Below are 20008 nucleotides of genomic sequence, written 5' to 3' on the forward strand. Positions count from 1 at the left end.
GCGGCGCTACTGCGCGCTGACGCCGTTAAGAATGTTGGTGACGTCCACATAGACGTCGCTGCCATGAATGCTCAAGGCAAAGACGGGCACGGGCTCAAATGCGGGCAGGGTCAGCGGTTCGCCTGATTTCAGATCGAACGAGCTGCCGTGCGCCCAGCATTCAATGGTGCCGTCCTCCACGTCGCCCTCGCTCAGGGAAATCTCTGCATGGGAGCAGGTATCTCCAATAGCGTGAAGGTCTCCGTAGGAGTCCCGCACAATCGCGATGGGGAAATCATCAACCTCGACGAGCAAGGATGACTTGACCTGAACATCGCTGTCTTGGCAGACAATGACGCCGGCAGGCGTGGAGGAATCACTCACTGTGGTGTCGCCGCCAATTCGCGTTCCACGGCATCGCGCAAACGCTCTTCGAGGGCAGGAACCTTGATGTGCTGGATGACTTCATTCAAGAAACCACGAACCACCAAACGGCGGGCCACATCTTCTGCAATGCCGCGAGCCTGCAGGTAGAACAATTGCTCGTCATCGAAACGGCCGGTGGCACTTGCGTGTCCGGCGCCTTCGATCATGCCCGTCTCGATTTCCAGGTTGGGCACCGAGTCGGCACGCGCACCCTGGGTCAGGATCAGGTTGCGGTTCATCTCGTAGGTGTCGGTGCCTTCGGCCTGCTTGCGGATCAGGACATCGCCAATCCACACAGCGTGTGCCCCGTCGCCCTGCAGTGCACCCTTGTAGGTGACGCGGGACTTGCAGTTCTTGGTGGAGTGATCCACGAACAAGCGCTGTTCCAGGTGCTGGCCGGCGTCGGCAAAGTACAGTCCGTACATTTCAACCTCGGCACCGGTGCCGCTGTAGCGGGCGGCAGGGGTGGTGCGCAGCAAGTTGCCACCAAGGTTGACGACGACGTGCTTAACTTTCGCGTCGCGGCCCACCAAAATGTGCTGGGCACTGGCGTGCACGGTGTCGTCGTTCCAATCCTGGATGCTGACAACCGTCAGGTTGGCACCGTCCTCAACCAAAATCTCAATGTTCTCGGAGAGAACTGCACTGCCGCGGTGGTCAAGGACCACAACGCCGGTGGCGAACTTCTTGGCGTGCACCACAATGTGGGCTGCAGCCGGAACGTCGCCCTGGCCGGTGAGGGTTAAGGTGGTGACGTTCTCAGCGTTGCCAACAAATTCTGCCGACAGCGTGACAACTGTGGCTTCGGTGAAGTTCTCCCATGCGGCAGCTGCCACACGGTCCTCGGGGATGCCTGCCTTGCCGATGCGTGAGTCGTCGCGCCCCACGGTCTCAACCGTGACGCCGTCGGGCTTGGAGACCTCAACGACGGGTGCCGGGCCGGAGAGTTCCTGACCCTTGACACCAACACGGTCAAGGCCGCGCATGCGCTTGAGCGGGGTGAAACGCCATTCTTCTTCACGGCCGGTGATGAGCGGGAAGTCTGCCATCTTGTAAGAGGTCAGACGGCCTGCGCGGGAGCTGTCGGGAACGCCAACGCCGCCGCCGTGGCTGTCGCCGCCATGGCTGTGCGCCTTGGCAGCGCTGCCGCCCAGCGGGCCGGTTTCAGGGTTGATCTCGGAAAGCTGTTCGCCTTCCTCATTCATGCCCTTGATGAATCCCTGCGACCAAGTCTTGCCGCCTGTTGTCTTTTCTTCTGTGAGCTCGGTCATTTAACCGACGGCCCCTTCCATCTGCAGTTCGATCAGGCGGTTCAGTTCAAGTGCGTATTCCATGGGAAGTTCCTTGGCGATCGGCTCGATGAAGCCGCGCACAATCATGGCCATGGCCTCGTCCTCGGGCATGCCGCGGGACTGCAGGTAGAACAGCTGCTCTTCGCTGACCTTGGACACTGTTGCCTCGTGGCCCATGGAGACATCGTCTTCACGAACGTCCACGTACGGGTACGTGTCGGAGCGGGAAATGTTGTCCACCAGGAGGGCGTCACAGCGCACGGTGTTGGCCGAGTGCGTTGCGCCTTCACGGATCTGGACCAAACCGCGGTAGGCCGCGCGTCCGCCACCGCGGGCAACGGACTTGGAGATGATGGAGGACTGCGTGTTGGGCGCAATGTGAACCATCTTCGAGCCCGTGTCCTGGTGCTGGCCCTCGCCGGCGAATGCCACCGACAGGGTCTCACCCTTGGCGTGCTCGCCCACAAGGTAGACGGCCGGGTACTTCATGGTGACCTTGGAACCGATGTTGCCATCGACCCACTCCATGGTGGCGCCTTCGTGTGCAATGGCGCGCTTGGTCACCAGGTTGTACACGTTGTTGGACCAGTTCTGGATGGTGGTGTAGCGAACGCGGGCGTTCTTCTTCACCACAATTTCCACAACGGCCGAGTGCAGGGAGTCCGAGGTGTAGATCGGGGCTGTGCAACCTTCAATGTAGTGAACGTAACTGCCTTCATCGGCGATGATGAGCGTGCGCTCAAACTGGCCCATGTTCTCGGTGTTGATGCGGAAGTACGCCTGCAGCGGGATGTCCACGTGGACGCCCGGGGGGACGTACACGAAGGAACCGCCGGACCAGACGGCCGTGTTCAGTGACGCAAACTTGTTGTCGCCCACAGGGATCATGGTGGCGAAGTATTCCTGGAAGATCTCCGGGTATTCGCGCAGACCGGTGTCGGTGTCGGTGAAGATGACACCCTTCTCTTCCAAGTCCTCACGAATCTGGTGGTACACCACCTCAGATTCGTACTGGGCAGTTACGCCACCAACCAAGCGGTTGCGCTCAGCTTCCGGGATGCCCAGCTTCTCGTAGGTGTTGCGGATGTCATCCGGCAATTCTTCCCACGTGGTGGCCTGCTTCTCGGTGGAGCGCACAAAGTACTTGATGTTATCGAAGTCAATGCCGGAGAGGTCTGCACCCCAGGTGGGCATGGGCTTGCGGTCGAAGTACTTCAAGCCCTTCAGGCGCATGTCCAGCATCCACTGCGGCTCGTTCTTTTTCGCGGAGATGTCGCGGACGACCTCTTCGCTCAAACCGCGACGTGCGTTGTCGCTGGCCGCGTTTTTGTCGGACCAGCCGAAGGCATAGTTGCCCAGGCCCTCCAGCTCGGGGTTTCTTTCGAGGATGTCGTGGTTGGTGGCATCTGCCACGTCACCGTTGGCGCTCACATCCTGCGCTAATTGATCCGTCATCACGGCCTTTCTTGCTGATGGTTGGAAACGGAGCTCGGGACACGTTGGCTTGTTGTGGGCGTGGGCCCCAACTTGCGAACTACTGCGCGTCCCGTGGGTACATGGGTGGTGCAAACATGTCCGCCACTTGCCATGGTGGAGAGCCTGCGCACATCGACGCCGATCAGTCGGGAGAATATCTTTGTCTCGGCGTCGCAAAATTCGGGAAAGGAGGTGGCTAGTTCCTGGATGGGGCAATGGCCCTGGCACAGCTGCTCGGCAGCCATGGCGGAACCGGCGTTGAGGGAGTTTGACGTGGCCACAAAACGATCGGCGTTCAGCGCCTCGGCAAGAGCCTTGGAGCGGGCCGCAACATCGTCGCCGGCGGCATCAACCAACGGCTGGTATTTGGCTTCCATCATGGCAAAGCGGCGTTGCGCAAATTCAACAATTCCTTCCTCGCCCCGGGTGTCGGCGATCTGCCGCAGCGCCAGGGTGGCAATTTCCAGGTAGTCATCGCCAATTTCGGTCTGCCCTCGCTTGGAGACAACATATCTGCGCGCCGGCCTGCCAGCACCGGACTTGGCGTTGCTGATGAGCTTGATCTCGATCAAGCCTTCACGGGTCAAGGAGTCCAAATGTCGGCGCACGGCAGCAGGCGTCAGCCCCAGCAGCGTGCCCAACTGGGCTGCACTGACAGGTCCTTGCTTGAGTACGGCAGTTAAGACGCGGTCTCGGGTACGTTCATCAGGCTCCACACTGGACAATGTCCCGGTATCAATTTGCTGACTCATTCACACCTCACACACAATCGAAATAACACACAACATTAGACAAGACAAGTATGCCGTAATTAGCCCGCGACATCCACTAAGGTGAGCCTACCCACGCAGCGCTGGTGAGGGGTCCGCCGTCGCGCCCTACTACCTCGCGTAGAATGGGCGGGTGCCACAGCCTCTCTCACCCGAACCTGCCCTGATCATCGAGGGGCTCATAAAAGACGTTGGTCCCATCACGGCCCTTGACGGCCGGATGAAAAGAATCGTCTCCAATATTAGTCTCCGGGCCCATTTTGGCCAGGTCACAGCGCTGCTCGGAGCCAATGGCGCCGGAAAAACCACCACGATTGAATGCGCCCAAGGCCTGCAAAACCGCACCGGCGGGTCCGTTTCCCTGCTGGGCCAGGACCCCGAGAACGCTGACGCGGTGCTGCGTTCCCGCGTGGGTGTCATGCTTCAGGACGGCGGACTCCCCCCATCGGCGCGGCCCATTGCCCTGTTGCGGCACGTGGCCAGCTTGTATGAAAATCCGCTGACCGTGGATGCCCTGGTGGACCGGTTGGAGATTGCAGAATTCTCCAACACCACCATTAGGCGGCTCTCCGGCGGCCAGAAGCAGCGCGTTGCCCTGGCCGCGAGCCTGTTGGGAAACCCCGAGGTATTGTTCCTGGATGAACCCAGTGCAGGGCTGGACCCGCAGTCGCGCCTGATGGTCTTTGAGCTGATCCGCGAATTGCGTGACAGCGGCAAGGCCATCATCCTGACCACCCACCTGCTCGACGACGCGCAGCGACTTGCCGACTATGTCTACATTGTCAACCACGGCGAGTCTGTCGCCGAGGGCACTGTGGCGCAGCTGCTGAGTCAGTCGACGGCAGCGCAAAAGCACCGCACCATGACGTTTGAGACGGTGCCGGGCCTGGACACAACTGGCTTGCAACACAGTGGCCTGATCTGCTCGGAAACCCGCCCCGGCGCGTACAGCCTGTCTGGGTCCTTCACACCCGCCGACATGGCGGCTTTTGGCCAATGGTGTGCCGCTTCGAACGCCATGCCCACCTCGGTGCACCTGGCCTCCCAGTCACTTGAGGATGTCTTCCTGGCCGTGTCAGCCGCAGCGTCGCCCTCCAGTGAGGCATCGGCCAGTGGATCAGCCAGCACCACAGGCAACACGGAATCAAGCCGCGCAGAAGCAGAATCGGAGCTCTCATGAGTACACCCTCACTTTTCGCTGGCGAGAGGACCACACGTCCGGCGACACGCCTGCGCCGTGTCATCAGCCAGGGCCGCTACGAGGCGGCCACCATGCTGCGCAACGGTGAACAACTGGTCCTGATGGTTGTCATGCCGCTGCTGGGCCTCATTGCCTTGACAGCCACTCCCCTGCTGGACGGCATGGGGTACAGCCGCGTCGAGATGGCAGCACCGGGCATCCTTGCCTTGTGTGCGTTGTCCACGGCGTTCACAGGCCAAGGCATTGCCACGGGTTTTGACAGGCGCTACGGCGTGCTGCGGTTCCTGTCCACAACACCGCTGGGCAAGGGTGGCCTCATTGCCGGCAAGGTCATTGCGGTGCTTGTGGCGCTGGCTCTCCAGGTGGTCATCATCTCCACGGTTGCCGCGTTTCTGGGCTGGCGCCCGCCGGTTGCCGGTGTGCTGCTGGGGATTCCCCTGCTGATTTTGGGGGCGATCACCTTCACAGCGCTGGGCCTGTTGATTGCCGGGACCGTGCGCCCCGAGGCGACGCTCGCCATCACCAACCTCGGTTGGATCCTGTTTGCCGCGCTGGGTGGCATTGTCCTGCCAGCCGGCAAGTTCTCGGCGTCGATGGCCGACTTTGTCCAGTGGCTGCCCTCCGGCGCGCTGGGAAATTTGATGCGGGGGGCGCTCCTGGAGAGCCGGCTCGATATTTTTGCAATGGTCATCCTGCTGGTCTGGGCGGCACTTTGTTCGCTTGCGGCCGTTAAGTGGTTCAAATGGAATTGAAAGATGTGAATGACGTGACACCTCCCACCACCGCCAAGCGATCCTTTGCCGATCGCCTGCCCACCAGCATCACCCCGGCCCTGCGGCGGCTGTCTATTGCCTCGCTGGTTGGCCAGGGCGTTCTGATTGTTTCCGGTGGCGTGGTGCGCCTGACCGGTTCGGGCCTGGGCTGCCCCACGTGGCCCAAGTGCACCGCCGAATCCATCACCAACACCCCCGCCATGGGCATTCACGGTGTCATCGAATTCGGCAACAGGACACTGACCTTCCTGCTGGCCGCGATCGCTTTGGCCATGCTGGTCATGCTGTGGAATCTGCGCAAGGAACGCAAGGACCTGTTCTGGCTGGCCTTTGGCCTGCTGGCCAGCATCCCGGCCCAGGCCGTCCTGGGCGGCATCACCGTGCTTTCCGGACTGAACCCCTATGTGGTGAGCCTGCACTTCCTGGTCTCGGCCGCACTAGTGGTGGTTTCCATGCTGCTGGTCAACCGAACCTATGGGCGCACCGGCATGAGCGCACCGTCCGACGCCGAGCGTCCCCGCCCCCTGATTCGCCGGCTCAGCGTCGTTGCCGCAATCGCCACGTACCTGGCAGTAAGTCTGGGCACGCTTGTCACGGGAGCCGGACCGCACTCCGGCGACTCTTCCTCCCCCAGGATCGAACTTGACGGCTACCTGGTGACCCGCATCCATGTGGTCCCCGTGTACGTTCTGGTGGCCGTTTCGCTTCTGCTGCTAGTCCTGCTGTGGCGCCGCGGCAAGGGCGACATCCTGCGCCAGGCCGCCATCCTGCTCTTCCTGGGCGTCCTGCTCCAAGGCTTCATTGGCTACTGGCAGTACTTCACCGGCATCCCCGCCCTGCTGGTTGGCTTCCACATGCTGGGTTCCTCAGTCATGCTCGCTGCGGGCACCAACATTGTTGACCTGGCCCTGCGACGCGGCAAGTAAGTCTAGCTTTTCACGCCCTAGTACGACGGCGGCCGGTGACCTTCTTTTTTGAAGGTCACCGGCCGCTTTTGCTTGCCAAAGAGCACGCACTGCAGCGTTTTCCACATGGCAGGTACGAACAATGACAGGTACTAAACGGTCGGAATTTCCGGTCCCAATCAATGAGTTTGAAATGAAGCGGTTGGATCCCTCAACCGCACTCGGCCCCTGAATCTTGCCTACGAAACACTTGGTGGCCGGGCGGTACGCTGAAAGCCAAGGCCAGCGAGCGGGAGGTGCCCGCATCTGGTTGAAAGGACATCATGGAACTTGACGACCTTCTTGAGGCTTTGAATGCCGGCCGCACCATCGCTGGGGACTCGCCGTTGCATGAGGTCATGCACCGCGTCAGCCAAGAAGCCCTTCGCATTACGGGGGAGCTAAATGGCGGATACCAGGAACCGGCGCGGGTTCGGGAGCTGCTGGCCCGGCTGACGGGCAGGCCGGTTGACGAATCCGTGACGCTCTTCCCGCCCTTCAATTCCGACTTCGGAAAGAACATCATTCTTGGGAAACGGATCTTCATCAACTCAGGATGCAAGGTTCAGGACCAGGGCGGGGTGACCATCGGCGATGACACCCTCATCGGGCACAACGTGGTGATCGCAACACTGAACCACGACCTCGCGCCGAGCCGCCGAGCCGACGTGCATCCTGCCCCCGTGACAATCGGCCGCAACGTGTGGATCGGCTCCAACGCCACCATCCTTCCGGGTGTGCACATCGGGGATGATGCAGTGGTTGCGGCCGCCTCCGTCGTCACGAAAGATGTGCCGGCAGGAGCCGTTGTCGTGGGCTCCCCTGCACGGGTGGTGCGCACGGCGACCGACTGAACCGGGCTGTTTACAGGCCCCATTCTGCCGGGTCAGGAATTGCTTCTGCACCATCTGCGCTCAAGGTCCCAGACGTCGGTCGACAAAGAAGCGGCCGCTTTCCCTTCGGAAGAGCAGTCTGGAGACAATCCGTCAGCAACCCAGAACCGCCGCGACGGACGCTTCAACAATGGCCCTCCCGACGAGGAGCCCCCTCCATCTGCGTAGTCACCTTCTCAGTGGACCTCGTGCGACCCCACGGATTCCCCGTCAGAACCTCGTTGGGCACGCCCTCTCTGAAACGTCGTTCGGGCAAGACCCCATTTTTTGAGACCAAAGGCGGCATGCCGAGGCCAATGACATCTGCCTGCCGCCTGACCACCGAAGACCAAGGGGTGGCCTCGCCCGTGCTTGTCCTTACAGAGTAATGGTGCCTCGGATGCACGTGATGGTGGATCCGCCGACCCAGACTTTGCCGTTGGCGTCGGTACTGACCTCGATGTTGCCGGCACGTCCGACGCGTGCACCCTGCGATACCCGGTAGGAGGTGGGTTCGGTTTCCGTGGAGGTAAGCCACTGGCCCACGCTGGCGTTCATGCTGCCGCATACAGGGTCCTCGGCGACGCCGACTCCGGGTGCGAAGGTGCGCAGCTCAAACGCATGCTCTGAACCTTCGGGACAAGCGCCAAGCACACCAATCATCGCCTCGGGCATCCGGGACAGATCGGGTTCCAGGGCGAGGACCTCCGCTGCCGTGGCGAGTCGCACGACGGCCCAACCTGGGCCATTGTCGACCCATTGGTGGTCCAGGATGAGGTCGCGGTCAATGCCGAATGCGGAGGCGATGTCCGTGACATAGGATTCCTCGACCGGGCCGGAACGAAGCGTCGGAGGGGCCGCGAAGGAGAGAGCGTCGCCGTTTCGGCGTAGCTCGATGAGACCCGCGGCGCATTCCTGGATGACGTGTTCGCCCGATCGCGGACTTCCGCCCCGCTCCAGCCAGGCGTGGGCCGATCCAAGCGTTGGATGTCCGGCGAATGGCAGTTCACCCCCTGGGGTGAAGATACGCAGGCGGTAGTCGGCATCGGGGGTTGTGGGCTGCAGGATGAAAGTGGTTTCGGACAAGTTCGTCCAGCGGGCCACCCGCTGCATCGCTTCGTCCGTCAGTCCGTCGGCGGCCAGTACAACGGCCACGGGATTTCCAAGGTAAGCGGAACTAGAGAACACGTCGACCTGGGCGAAAGCGAAATCACTCATGAGGGCTTCCTTTCAAGGAAAAGGCAATGGGGTTCGACCTCCATCAGACCCCAAAGCCGCACGCCAGTACATGGCCAATTTACCTAAGCTGGCTGGATGCCCGCCAAGGCAATGTCCGCCACATACGACATCAACGTGGGAGTGCAGTAAGCACCTGCGTGAGGATGCAGTTCCGTCACGCAGGGTCGGCCTGGATGCGGCTCAGATCCAGGAAGGTTAGCATCTCGTGGTGTGGTGGAGTTTTCCTCGACACGGTGCGGGTCAGTGCATTGATTGTGCTGCAGTCATTTCTGGGAGCAAAATTCCTTCCTCTATTGGAGCTTGGGTAATCCACCCGGCCCGAGGTTGAAGCTCCATCACCCCGCCATTTTAGGCCGGTCGGCTAAAACACATCACGGGGTAGCCGAACTTACGAGGAAATAACTCCAAACTTTCGGGCTGGAAACTAAATTTGGGCAACATTTCCACTCCCCCATCGCCTGTCACTGTCCGAAAGCGCAGCTTTATTCCAAATCTAGAGTTGATTATTGCCCCTACGGCTAGTTTTCGATTTTTGTCACTGAGATGAGTTTCAAGGTGCCGAAAGACACTGTTGGCACATGTTTGTCTCGTTGGCGACTAGGCAGGGGGCCGGCGCGGTATTGCGGGAGTCGCACCCCAGTAGTGGAGTTGCCTGCACTAATCGTGGGAGCATGGTTGATTCCTGGCGGCTCGGAGGGCTGCGCCCTGAAGATCTAGGGGGGTCCCGCGTCTGAGGTGCGTGGCGATCCGCCATCCGCAGGTCAGGGTATTGCCATTCCGGCAGCGTGGCCGGAATGATACTCAAAGCACTCAAACTGGCCTACCCATACTTTGCTGCTTTGTGTCAAATTATTCTTTTTCATTGTGTTACATTATAGGTTCAGATATTTTTGGGCCATTTTTTTGCCCAAACCACGAGAATAACCAGCTGCCAGGATACGTGCGCCATTTTGCTACAGATGCAGGGAAAAACAGACAAGGGCTTTGGCCCACCACGAGCACATCTTATTAAGAGATTCGAACGGGTCGGTGCCGTCTTTCTGGTTCTACTCCTAGCAGCGGCTTCGTTGATATTCATCAACAGTCAACCCGCAGCCGCAGCCGCAGATGGGAAATTGACCGTTCGTGCAACCAGTGTTGCTTGCGGATTCACAAACGTCATCGCTCCGAATCTAAGAACCCAATGCGCGGATATCGCGGACCACTGGTACCCGAGTGAGACAGCCAATAGGCAGGCGATACTTGAAGGTACAGGCACCCCTGTCGCCAACTGCGGCACCAGCGTCGGCATCACCGAGGCTGTGCAGAACATCGGCGTGAGCTCAGTCGCTGCCAGGGACCTGACGTGCAACGAGCGAACGCATTCAACGGATAACCTCCTCGCATCCATTTTCAGCGGAGTCGATGCTAACAACCAGCCTGACCTTCCAGTTGTTGGAGGCCCTTGGTCGCCGGCCGCTCCCACCAAATGTGAAGTCGCTGATGCCTTGGTTACAGACATCGCCCCGGCCACCTGCGGGGTGGGCGGCATCTCACGGACCACAGCCGAGTGGTACATCACGGAGGGCTACGTCAGATTCCCCGCCACGGCCAGTGGACAGATCACGTTTGAGGCCAGCAACCTAGGCCGAGATAACACCTCGCGGGCCGAATATCTCGCGTTCATGGCCTCCACAGACCGGACCTTCGCCAATCTCGCCTTCGTTGGCGAAGCTGAAACGGCTCGCAATTCAACTGTCGGTTTGCAGGTCTCCGTGAACGTGAGTACTGACGTCGGGGACAGGTGCTCCAACATTCGGGGCATCCGCCTCTACATGCAGGACCAAATCGAAGGATCCTCCGCGAATCTTCGCTGGGACATCGGAAACGGCATGGTGCCAATCCCTGCCGCCAATGTGGGCACCAACAACGATCCGCTGGAGGGTTGCATGCCTCCGGTTGCTGAAAATAATGAAGAGACGACTAATCCTGGTGTAGCTGTGGACATTCCTGTACTCGGTAATGACACCAAGGGTTCAGGAGATATCGACCCCACAACGGTTCGCTTCCTTGATCCGATCAGTGGGGACCGGATGGAGAGCCTTGTTGTTCCGGGAGAGGGTACCTGGAGTGTTGATACTGCCACGGGTGTTGTCACATTTACTCCGCTGCCTGAGTTCACGGGCGTTACGGCCCCGGTTAACTACGAATTTTTCGATGGGAACGGATTGTCGGCTCGGGCCGAGGTTGTCGTGACGGTCAACGCCGGTCCAACTCCCTCAACGGAACCAGCCACTGATCCGACAACAGACGCTGCTACTGATCCCGCGACGGAACCAGCCACTGATCCGGCAACGGACGCCGCGACAGATCCGACAACGGACCCCATGGAGGATCCGACACAGAACCCAACGACGAACCCTGTTGCGGTCCTGACCAACGGTTCAACTTCACAGTCGAACAAGGATGACTTGGCCACCACAGGATCGTCCGCCAAGTTACTGATTACAGGCGGCGGGCTGCTGCTTGCGTTGGGACTTGTCGGCCTGTTCATGTCCACCCGTCGCCGCAGTCAGCACTGAGCGGAAAGACTCGGAGTTAGCTAGTGCGGACGCTGCTTCACGGTTCAACCACTGAGGGCCGGCGCGACACCCCGAATGCGGGGTCGCTCCGGCCGTCTTTGCGTTCAATGCTCACCACGGGAACACGATTGACGAGGACGCCTCGGGCCTCGAACTGGTCAGGGCCGAAAAAGCCTTCTTGTCATTGGCGTTCTTGTCTGCGAATCCTGACGCCGGTTTCACAAGAACCCGAGCCCAACTTCAGGAGATGCTCGCCTATGTCCGTCGCGGTGGAATTCAGCGACAAAGAAGCCGCCGGCATCCGCACCCGTTCTTGTCCAATTAAGTGTTCCGCCGGTCCAATCGATGACGTGTCGGTCCTTGAATGATGTCGCGACGACTGCCAAGCTAGTCGCGAATCCAGGTCAGGCCTCCCCTCGGCTCGGCCATCTCGTGGACAAGGAAATGAAACCCCTCCACGTCGAAGCTATCAGGGCCACAGACCCAGGTGAGCTCCATGGTGAACATTCACCGACGTAGATTAAGTCGGGAGGCGCAGCATTGGACTGGCAGGTCGCCAGACACTCGCCTAGGGTGGGAAGTGGACGAAAGGAGCACTTCATGAAGAAAATCCTCATGGTTCTGACCAGCGTTTCCGAGATCGGTAATACAGGAGAGAAGACCGGCTACAACGTGGCCGAGGCCGCACATCCTTGGAAGGTCTTCAAGGATTCCGGACATTTCGTTGACTTCGCCTCCATCCAGGGCGGCCAGCCCCCTCGCGATGAAGTCGACTCCGACGATCCCATCCAGGTTGCCTTCACCAAGGACGAGGCCACACGCGCCGGCCTTTACAACACCGCCCGCGTCGACGTCGTTGATCCCGAACAGTACGACGCCGTCTACCTCGTGGGAGGCCACGGCACCATGTGGGACTTCCCGGACAGCGAAGGCTTGGCGAACCTGGTGTCCAGCGTCTACAACTCCGGCGGCTTGGTGGGCGCAGTCTGCCACGGACCGGCCGGCCTGGTGAACGTGAAATTACCGAACGGGCTCGGCCTCGTCCAAGGCCGCAATGTGGCTGCCTTCACCAACGACGAGGAGGTTGCGGCAGGGAAGGACAAGGTCATCCCGTTCTTCCTGACAGACCGGCTTGTGGAACAGGGCGCCACTCACATCCCCGCCGACGTCTTCGAGGAGCAAGTTGTGGTCGACGGCCGGCTGGTAACCGGACAAAACCCGGCCTCAGCTGCTGGCGTGGCCAAGGAGATGGAGAAGCTCTTTGCCGAGGTAATCCACCAGGAAAAGGCAGAAGAGCAACATGAGGCGGAAGCTCTGCGCGCAGAGCACGACGCCGAGAAAAACGCCAAGAAGAAAGCCGCGGCAGACGCGGAGCACTAACCACGCACAAGCGTGGGAGAATCCGTGTAACGGCACCCTGCGGACGATCACGAAAAAAAATTAATGGCGCTGGCGTGTACTCGAGCGTTGAGGCACTCCCGGTACCTATAAAGTGAACAATGTCTCTTATAAGTTTTATGGGAGATGACAACGAAGAGAACGGGAGTTACTACATGCGCGGAAGCAGTCTTGTATGGACAATCGTAGGTGTTTTGGTGGCCATTGCCTTGGTCATTTGGATCGTCTCAGCGATCTAGAACGCCTCCTCATAGTAGTCAAGAGGAGCCCCACAGTGTTTTTGGGGCTCCTCGGGAAAGGTCCTGAATGCAAAAAGTATTTTTTGCATTCAGGACCTTTCTGTCGCTTCCGCTCGCGCCTGGAACGCGGAACCCGGTGGCACGCTTGTTGGTGCGAACTGAGCCGAAGCACAGCCATGTGGCGCATTGTCGCCGCCGTCCAGATAAGGAGTGGCCTCCCGAAAGCCCTGCTAGAGATTCGAGGGTCCGTTCTTTCATGGCCGGTCCGGAGCAACTCGCCTCGCTCGAGGGCCACCAACAGGTGGTGCTCCGTCCTGCCGCCGGATGTAGTCAGCCACCCCTTCACCGGACACGTTATACTGCGTGGTTTTTTCGAGCCCGGCCGGGTAGAACACCTGAAAGAGGCCGTGTGCGAGTGGGCTCGCGAGCACCCACCCGTCGATCTGCGAGTTCAGGCAATCGAGAGTTTCCCGGCCCCATGCAAGATCGTCATTGCCCGTCTTGAGCGGACCGTGTCGCTCATGACAGCCTACCCACGGCGAAGCACAAGCAAACCGATTTCAATCGAATTGGCGAGCTAAACCTTGACGACTGAATCTTTCACATGTCGATTGCCCACTGTGGCGAGCCCCCGACCACGCTTAGGAGGGCGCGAAGTCATCGCTGTCGGCCGAACCATGGCCGCAAACAGTCGGGAGAATGACTCCATGCGCCGGAATCAGTGCAGGGGGTTGTGTCCTCCCACCAAGCCTGTTGGGCCTTGACAAGTACGACTCGACGGTGGAGGCCTTGTCCAGGTACGGAATGGTCCAGGTCGACGTGGGCAAGCAAACCCTATTGGGCTCTTCGTGACGGTCAGGCGTTGGAGGTTGACGGGAACAGTGTTGTGCTGCTCTGACGGATCCACGGATGGGGCATCCCGCCCAAGGTTTCGCACTGGACTGATTCCCTGGCGTCATCGAGCATTGGATCCAGCTATGGGCTCTCCACTTGGCCGGGGTTGTTGGCACGTGCATCGCGACAAGGCGATCGGCCCGGGAACATTCGAGGCAGCTTGGATGCCCCAGCAGTGCGGGCTGGAGACGACTGCAAAACAACAATCTGCGACTCCGTGAGGTACGGCGGTACCCGCTTTGGCCATCGGTAGTCACCGCGGGGCCTGGAGCAATGCAGTGGGATACGCACGGATGTTGGATTGCGGCGGACGCGTCTTCAAGCATGACCATGCGGCACCGGCCGAACCCCAGCAGCCCCATGACTTCAGTTGCGACACCGACCAGCATCTTGTTGCCTCGGGCCCGCCCAGGCGCCAGTAACCACTAAGCGGTATCGGGTTTAGCCCAAAATTCTTTGTTTTTGGCGGGTGAACTCTTCGTCGGTGAGTAATCCCTTGGAGTACAGTTCGGCGAGCTGCGTGAGCAGAACGACCGGGTCTTCGGCAGAGGGGGGCAAGGCGGCCGGCGTGGCCGCGGTCGGCAGTGGTTCGGGGCTGCTCGCCTGTTGAGACCATCTATTGGCCTGTCGTCGTGAGACGTTATTGGAGACGGCGGTGGCGGTTCCTGAGATAATGGCGGTGCGGGCGATGCCCCTGAGAAGTCCTGGCATAGTAGTCTCTCCTTAGTTGATTGGAGTCGTGCAATTCGCCGCGTGGGTTAACCGGCGTCGGTGGCCTGGAGCGCAGCCACAAGGTCTGCGGACGGGATCCGCCCGCTCGCGACCAGTTCCGCTCCCCCTCGCCGTAGAGCACCGATGAAGGGCACTGCCCAAAGGTTCTCGTAAATGACGACGCCCGCCGAGCTATTCGCCTGGATGACGCCACCCGCTTCGGCGATGTCGTCATCGTCAAGGAGACCCGATGAAGCCCCGTCGAAAACAGCGAGATCAAGCTGGCCGTCACCATCAAAGTCTGCAACGTTCAACACGGTCACTGCCCCGTCGGAAGCCTTGTGGATGAACACCAGATCGAGGATGCGGATAATCCCTCGATCGACCAGGTCGACCAAGATGGGGAACCCTTCTCCCGTCATCCGATTCCCCGGAAACTCCACCACTAGGTAGTCGACCGGGCCGATCTCATCGTTGTCCGCCATGGTTGCCGCCGTTCGCATCGTTCGAGTGTGATTTTCTTCACAGTACGTGAGCTCCGGTGCTCCTACAAGGAGTCTCACGTCAAACGTTTGGCGGGGTCTCTTGAACGCGATGGCTTCGTGTGGCCGGACATGGCGGTGGTCCATGACCCGCATGACCCGGGGTTCTGCGCCCGCATGGCAGCTACCGACCGCGGCGATATCTTCCACCCGAAGTTGTTGACCGTCCCGTCCTAGCCCTCCGCGCCCGGCGGAAAGCCTAGAGCGGTTTCTTGGCCAAGGCCTTGTCCGCAGATGAGGACTTGCGCCCCAGCCGGCGGTCAAGTGTTACCTGAAGCCGTGCAGCGGCAATCTGCGCGCGTTGTTCACCGAGAGACCTTGGCGCTGTATTTGGGTCGCTCACCTGCTGAAAGCCCTGCTCTTTTTTCGATGCTGGTGTCATCAGACTCACGGGAGCTCCTCATTTTCGTCGTTGCTTCCATTGTTGCCGTTGTCGTCCTCTGAGTCCAGATCAGTCTGCACGTACTCATTGCCTGGCGCCGACCCTGTCAGTCGTTGCCAGAATATCTTCCACGCTGACTGATCCTTTAGAGGGGTTGCCTCCGGCTCTGACCCGGACACCGCCTCCGGCTCAATTGGCTGAACTACAGCCCGCTCACCGTTGGTGGGGTTCTTGAGTGTTCGCAGGGCTTCGTCGAGCAACAGCAGCTCCTCACGGGCAGCCAGCTTGCTTTTGGCCAGCAACGTGAGGATTGAGAATCCGAGCGTTCTCGCGTCCGGATCCTTCTCGCGAGCCATTTCGATGGCCCACTGCGTTCGCTTCCACCACTCGCTGCGAGCGTCAGCAACAGTGCGCTGACGAATCGTCCTCCACCCCACGAGCCCTGCCACCAAAGCGCCCAAGATAATCGCCATGGGCCCGATGGACGCGAAAAGATCCCACCATTGCACGGGGTCTGAGGGGCTGGGAACGGGAGTAGGTGTCACCAACTCAGCCTAAGCCGTACCGGTGTCCAAATGCCTACGACACCACCGCACCGACCTGAACCATCGCATGGATGCAACCCTGCAACGGGAGGGTTGCTCACCGGAGCCAGCTCCCGACGTCGAACATGCCACCGAGCCGATCCCCCTCGACCCACAAGGCCTACGAGGAAGCGTCCTCTTCAACGTCTTTCGGTCCACTGAGATCCATGTCGAGGAGGGGAACAACTCGTGATTCGGTGACGTGTCGGTGGACCAGCCACAGGCCCAAGAAGATCGGAATGCCGATGTAGGAAGAAAGGATTTCCAGCCCACGTCCCGCCAGAACGGCCTGGTAGTTTTGCCCGGCAACCACCACAATAAGGACGGCGAATGCCAGCAGCGGTCCAATCGGGAAAAACGACGCCTTGTAGGGCAAATCGCTCACCTTGTTGCCTTGGGCGAGGAATCCGCGCCTGAAGCGGTAGTGCGAGAGCGCGATGCCTGCCCAGACAATAAAGCCGCACAATCCGGAGACATTGAGCAGCCACGCATAGGCGGCCCCTTGGCCGACGATGGCACTGAGGAACCCAAAGAGTCCCACCGCGGCCGTGGCCAATAACGCAGCCATGGGGACGCCGCGTGAGTTGGTCCGGCCGAAGATCTTCGGCGCCTTGCCATCATGGGCCATTGCATAGAGCATCCGGGTTGAGGCGTAGAGGCCGGAATTGCCTGCGGAGAGGATGGCCGTAAGGATCACGGCATTCATCAAGGCAGCCGCAAAGGCAATTCCCGCACGTTCAAAGACCAGGGTGAACGGGGACGCTGCAATGTCTGCTTCCCCGGAGGCCAACAGGCTCGGGTCGGTGAACGGAATCAGGCAACCGATGACGAAGATGGCGCCAATGTAAAAGATCATGATGCGCCAGAAGACGGAGCGGATTGCTCGGGGAACTTCCCGGCGCGGGTTCTTGGCCTCCCCTGCTGCAACACCCACCAGCTCGGTACCTTGGAAGGAGAACCCGGCGATCATGAAGACGGAAATGATGGAAACCCAGCCGCCGTGGAACACATCTTCACGGTTTTGCCAGTTGCTGAATCCCGGTGAATTATCGCCCAGGATGCCAAAGATCATCAGCACACCTGCCACCAGGAAAAGCACGACTGCCACCACCTTGATCAGTGACAGCCAGAATTCGCTTTCGCCAAAGGCCTTGGCCGAGAGTGCGTTCATTGCCGTGAGCAGAACAAGGAAAACTCCGGCCCAGAGCCACCCAGGCACCCCGGGAAACCAGAAGTCCATGATGATTCCCGCGGCGACCAGCTCGGCAGCCACGGTGATGGCCCAGTTGAACCAGTAGTTCCAGCCGATGGCGAACCCGAACGACGGCGATACGAAGCGGGTTGCGTAGGTTTGGAATGAGCCCGCCACGGGAATTTTTGCAGACATTTCCCCCAGGGACTGCATCAGCAAGAAGACCATCAGGCCCACCAAGAGGTAGGCAACCAGTGCACCGCCGGGGCCGGCTTGGGCAATGGTTCCACCTGAAGCTACGAAGAGGCCGGTGCCGATGGCGCCACCGATGGCGATCATCTGGAGGTGGCGGCTGCTCAGCCCTCGTTTGAGTTCATTCTCTGCCTGGTCCATGGGAGTGCCGGGCTGTATTCCGCTGGCGGGGACTGGCTTCGTTGGAGATTCTTCTTGAGGTGCAACAGATATATTGCTCATTTTTGGCTTCCCGACTGGTGGTCATTGACGGATCAAGACAGTGCCAGGTTCTTGGATCCGGGCCTGCTGGACCCTGAAATGTCGGGCGGAGATTGGCTCCATGAGCTCCTATCTGACGCAACGACACTGACCATTATGACGGGGAATTGTCACAAAGCAGGAATCGGTGCACCTTGGGCGGCACCCGGATCAGCCCGGGCCGCCAATCCAACTATTTTTCGTTGTTGCGTCGCACCATCTCGTTGATCCAGCTGGGTGCGAACGGCGAGGTGCAGTTTGGTGGAGTTGGGTAGTCCTTGAGCACTTCCAGACGCTCCCCAATGTCAAGGGCCCGGGCGCGGTGCTCGGCGTGCTCAATACCGATCTGGGCCAAGCAAAAGTTCATGGCCCACTGCAGCCGGTCCGGAGCTTCCTTCATCTGCGCTTCAATGATGTCCAGCAATTCCGCAAGATCCAGTCCTTGGGGCTTCTTCACCACCCGTTCGCTGGTCAGCGCCCACCCGGCACTGGCTACCGACGCGTCCGGATCGGTGAACCAGGCCACCCGCAATTCCTGGGCATGCGGGCTCTTCTTCACCACGTAGTTCACCAGCCACTCGTTCACCTTGGGTATCCGGGCCTCGCGCATCATGGCATCCAGTTCATCGCGCCCAAAATCCTTGGGGCGGCAAATCAGCAGCGCCACCAGCCGCGCCGGGGTGTCGCCCGTGGCCCACAGCTCGCGGGCAAGCTCCTGCTGCGTCTTCAGCCGTTTCGCCATGGCGCGCAGCTTGCCCAGGTTAACACCGTGGTCGTCACCATGCTTCTCGTTTACGGCGCGGGCTTTCGGATCCTCCAGCGCAGCCAACTCGGCCAACACCTGGCTTGCCGCAGCACTCATCATCGTTGCCTGGGCCATCGTGCGCTCCTGTCCATCATGGGTAGGTTCCAGCGTACTCGGAAGGTACCCACAAGCAGGAGAACGGGTGACGCCGGGCACTTGGCTTTTCTGTTCGGCTCAGAGCGGCATGGGCTAGATTCTAAGGACCTGACAGTCAGCTGGATCGCGAAAGGGACAACCCATGACAAGCCCCGATCTAGGTGTCTGGCCACACGGCGATGCCCAGTACCGACGTTCGGAAGTCACAGCCGTGGTGGGAAACGGTGACGGCGTCTGGGAACGCGCTGCAACTGAAGTGCTGCGCTGGAAAGTGAAGACCGCAAGTGGATTCTCCGTGGATTCAACCGAATCTGTTGCGCCCGGCCAGCGTGTGATCGTCACGGCACGGATGTTCGGGATAACGGTTCATGAGCCTGTGGAAGTAGTGGCCGTGGTGGAGCAGCCGGACCGGGTGGGTTTCGCTTACAAGACTCTGCCCGGGCATCCGGTCAGCGGCGAGGAAGCATTCATTATCCACCGCAAGGGAGACCAGGTGCATCTGAGTATCCGATCGCTCACCCGCGCGGCACCGCAGCAACCGTGGCGCGCCCTGTTCCCGATCCTCTTGCTCGCACAACTAGTAGTTCGACGGCGGTACCTGCGCGCACTGCTGTGAGCCGGCTGGAACGACGCAGTGGCCAAGCCCCGCACTCGTGTGGACGCTATGCGCCGGAAACCAGGAACTCGTTCCGCGTCTCAATGAGCTTCTTCAAGTACCGGGTCAGAACCATCTTCTCCACCAAACGCCCCAACGGACCAAAAGGGGCAGCGAATTCGATTCGCTCAGTCATGGTGGTCCCGGCAGCGTCCTCGCGAAAGTCGTGAACGTGCCGGAAATAGCGGAACGGGCCGTTGACTTGCTCATCAACAAAACAGCTGGGCGCTTCCAGATAGGTGATCCTGGAGGTCATGCGCAGCGGAACGCCGAAGTGCCAGGCCCGCCACGTTACTTCCTCCCCCAGACCAATCGACCCGGATGTCACTCCGGCAACGGCCGTTTCCTTCGAATGCCCCATCGACTCCGTGTGTGCATCAATACTCAGAGAAAGGTGAAACAACTCAGCTCGGCTCATGGTGGTTCGGGTGACACATTCAAAGGAGGCAGGCATGGTTGCCAGTATCCCAGAAGCCAACGGGCAT

The 20008-nt window shown here is 60.1% G+C and carries 19 protein-coding genes; 7 read left to right on the forward strand and 12 right to left on the reverse strand.

From position 1 onward, the window contains the following. Positions 1-6 precede the first annotated feature (6 nt). From CVS27_RS10755 to CVS27_RS10770, 4 genes are read right to left on the reverse strand one after another with little or no spacing between them, the layout of a single operon-like run. Positions 7-363 carry a non-heme iron oxygenase ferredoxin subunit gene (locus CVS27_RS10755; RefSeq protein WP_103465735.1) on the reverse strand — a complete coding sequence of 119 codons (357 nt, stop codon included), beginning with the start codon at positions 361-363 and terminating at the stop codon, positions 7-9. Continuing rightward, on the reverse strand, positions 360-1676 hold the full coding sequence (sufD, locus tag CVS27_RS10760) for a Fe-S cluster assembly protein SufD (RefSeq protein WP_103465736.1): 1317 nt from the start codon (positions 1674-1676) through the stop codon (positions 360-362). Before sufD ends, CVS27_RS10755 begins: the two co-directional genes overlap by 4 nt. Next, the gene (gene sufB, locus CVS27_RS10765) at positions 1677-3152 is read right to left on the reverse strand and encodes a Fe-S cluster assembly protein SufB (protein WP_103465737.1); all 1476 of its coding nucleotides are present in this window, start codon (positions 3150-3152) and stop codon (positions 1677-1679) included. Continuing rightward, complete coding sequence (locus CVS27_RS10770) at positions 3152-3925, reverse strand: helix-turn-helix transcriptional regulator (protein WP_103465738.1); 774 nt, start codon at positions 3923-3925, stop codon at positions 3152-3154. Before CVS27_RS10770 ends, sufB begins: the two co-directional genes overlap by 1 nt. Before the next feature lie 151 nt (positions 3926-4076). Here CVS27_RS10770 and CVS27_RS10775 point away from each other — a divergent pair, with 151 nt between their 5' ends. The 4 genes from CVS27_RS10775 (at position 4077) to CVS27_RS10790 (ending at position 7715) form a co-directional block, all read left to right on the forward strand. Continuing rightward, positions 4077-5123 carry an ABC transporter ATP-binding protein gene (locus CVS27_RS10775; RefSeq protein ID WP_243400138.1) on the forward strand — a complete coding sequence of 349 codons (1047 nt, stop codon included), beginning with the start codon at positions 4077-4079 and terminating at the stop codon, positions 5121-5123. Next, entirely contained in the window at positions 5120-5896 is a 777-nt protein-coding gene (locus CVS27_RS10780; protein ID WP_103465739.1) for an ABC transporter permease, read from the forward strand. The genes CVS27_RS10775 and CVS27_RS10780 overlap by 4 nt, the downstream gene beginning before the upstream one ends. Further along, a complete protein-coding gene (locus CVS27_RS10785) occupies positions 5887-6843 on the forward strand; it encodes a COX15/CtaA family protein (protein WP_103465740.1) in 957 nt (318 codons plus the stop codon). The genes CVS27_RS10780 and CVS27_RS10785 overlap by 10 nt, the downstream gene beginning before the upstream one ends. A gap of 302 nt (positions 6844-7145) precedes the next feature. Continuing rightward, a complete protein-coding gene (locus CVS27_RS10790) occupies positions 7146-7715 on the forward strand; it encodes a DapH/DapD/GlmU-related protein (RefSeq protein ID WP_103465741.1) in 570 nt (189 codons plus the stop codon). Positions 7716-8111: 396 nt separating this feature from the next. Here CVS27_RS10790 and CVS27_RS10795 read toward each other — a convergent pair whose 3' ends face one another. After that, the gene (locus tag CVS27_RS10795; RefSeq protein ID WP_103465742.1) at positions 8112-8951 is read right to left on the reverse strand and encodes a PhzF family phenazine biosynthesis protein; all 840 of its coding nucleotides are present in this window, start codon (positions 8949-8951) and stop codon (positions 8112-8114) included. Between the two features lie 1508 nt (positions 8952-10459). On the opposite strand from CVS27_RS10795, the gene CVS27_RS20785 reads away from it, so the two are divergent. Together CVS27_RS20785 and CVS27_RS10815 are read left to right on the forward strand one after the other, a co-directional pair. After that, positions 10460-11533, forward strand: coding sequence for an Ig-like domain-containing protein (locus CVS27_RS20785; protein WP_165788293.1), 1074 nt, complete (start codon positions 10460-10462; stop codon positions 11531-11533). A gap of 600 nt (positions 11534-12133) precedes the next feature. Beyond that, positions 12134-12913, forward strand: a complete 780-nt coding sequence (locus tag CVS27_RS10815) for a type 1 glutamine amidotransferase domain-containing protein (protein ID WP_103465746.1) — start codon at positions 12134-12136, stop codon at positions 12911-12913. A gap of 1592 nt (positions 12914-14505) precedes the next feature. On the opposite strand, the gene CVS27_RS10820 is transcribed toward CVS27_RS10815, so the two are convergent. The 6 genes from CVS27_RS10820 to CVS27_RS10845 form a co-directional block, all read right to left on the reverse strand. After that, positions 14506-14775 (reverse strand): SHOCT domain-containing protein, encoded by a 270-nt coding sequence (locus CVS27_RS10820; RefSeq protein WP_103465747.1) that lies wholly within the window; start codon positions 14773-14775, stop codon positions 14506-14508. Positions 14776-14822: 47 nt separating this feature from the next. Next, on the reverse strand, positions 14823-15278 hold the full coding sequence (locus CVS27_RS10825; RefSeq protein WP_243400139.1) for a DUF6325 family protein: 456 nt from the start codon (positions 15276-15278) through the stop codon (positions 14823-14825). Between the two features lie 238 nt (positions 15279-15516). After that, entirely contained in the window at positions 15517-15708 is a 192-nt protein-coding gene (locus CVS27_RS10830; protein WP_103465748.1) for a hypothetical protein, read from the reverse strand. After that, positions 15705-16244 carry a hypothetical protein gene (locus CVS27_RS10835; RefSeq protein WP_133162916.1) on the reverse strand — a complete coding sequence of 180 codons (540 nt, stop codon included), beginning with the start codon at positions 16242-16244 and terminating at the stop codon, positions 15705-15707. The genes CVS27_RS10830 and CVS27_RS10835 overlap by 4 nt, the downstream gene beginning before the upstream one ends. A 160-nt stretch (positions 16245-16404) precedes the next feature. Then, a complete protein-coding gene (locus tag CVS27_RS10840) occupies positions 16405-17868 on the reverse strand; it encodes an amino acid permease (RefSeq protein ID WP_103465750.1) in 1464 nt (487 codons plus the stop codon). Positions 17869-18160: 292 nt separating this feature from the next. Continuing rightward, entirely contained in the window at positions 18161-18847 is a 687-nt protein-coding gene (locus CVS27_RS10845) for a DNA alkylation repair protein (protein WP_103465751.1), read from the reverse strand. 163 nt (positions 18848-19010) lie between these two features. Between CVS27_RS10845 and CVS27_RS10850 the strand changes: the two genes are divergently transcribed. After that, the gene (locus CVS27_RS10850; RefSeq protein ID WP_103465752.1) at positions 19011-19484 is read left to right on the forward strand and encodes a DUF1990 family protein; all 474 of its coding nucleotides are present in this window, start codon (positions 19011-19013) and stop codon (positions 19482-19484) included. Between the two features lie 46 nt (positions 19485-19530). Here CVS27_RS10850 and CVS27_RS10855 read toward each other — a convergent pair whose 3' ends face one another. Continuing rightward, positions 19531-19977 (reverse strand): SRPBCC family protein, encoded by a 447-nt coding sequence (locus CVS27_RS10855; RefSeq protein ID WP_103465753.1) that lies wholly within the window; start codon positions 19975-19977, stop codon positions 19531-19533. Positions 19978-20008: the final 31 nt, after the last annotated feature.

The sequence above is a fragment of the Arthrobacter glacialis genome (genome assembly GCF_002909445.1).
Classification (GTDB): domain Bacteria; phylum Actinomycetota; class Actinomycetes; order Actinomycetales; family Micrococcaceae; genus Specibacter; species Specibacter glacialis.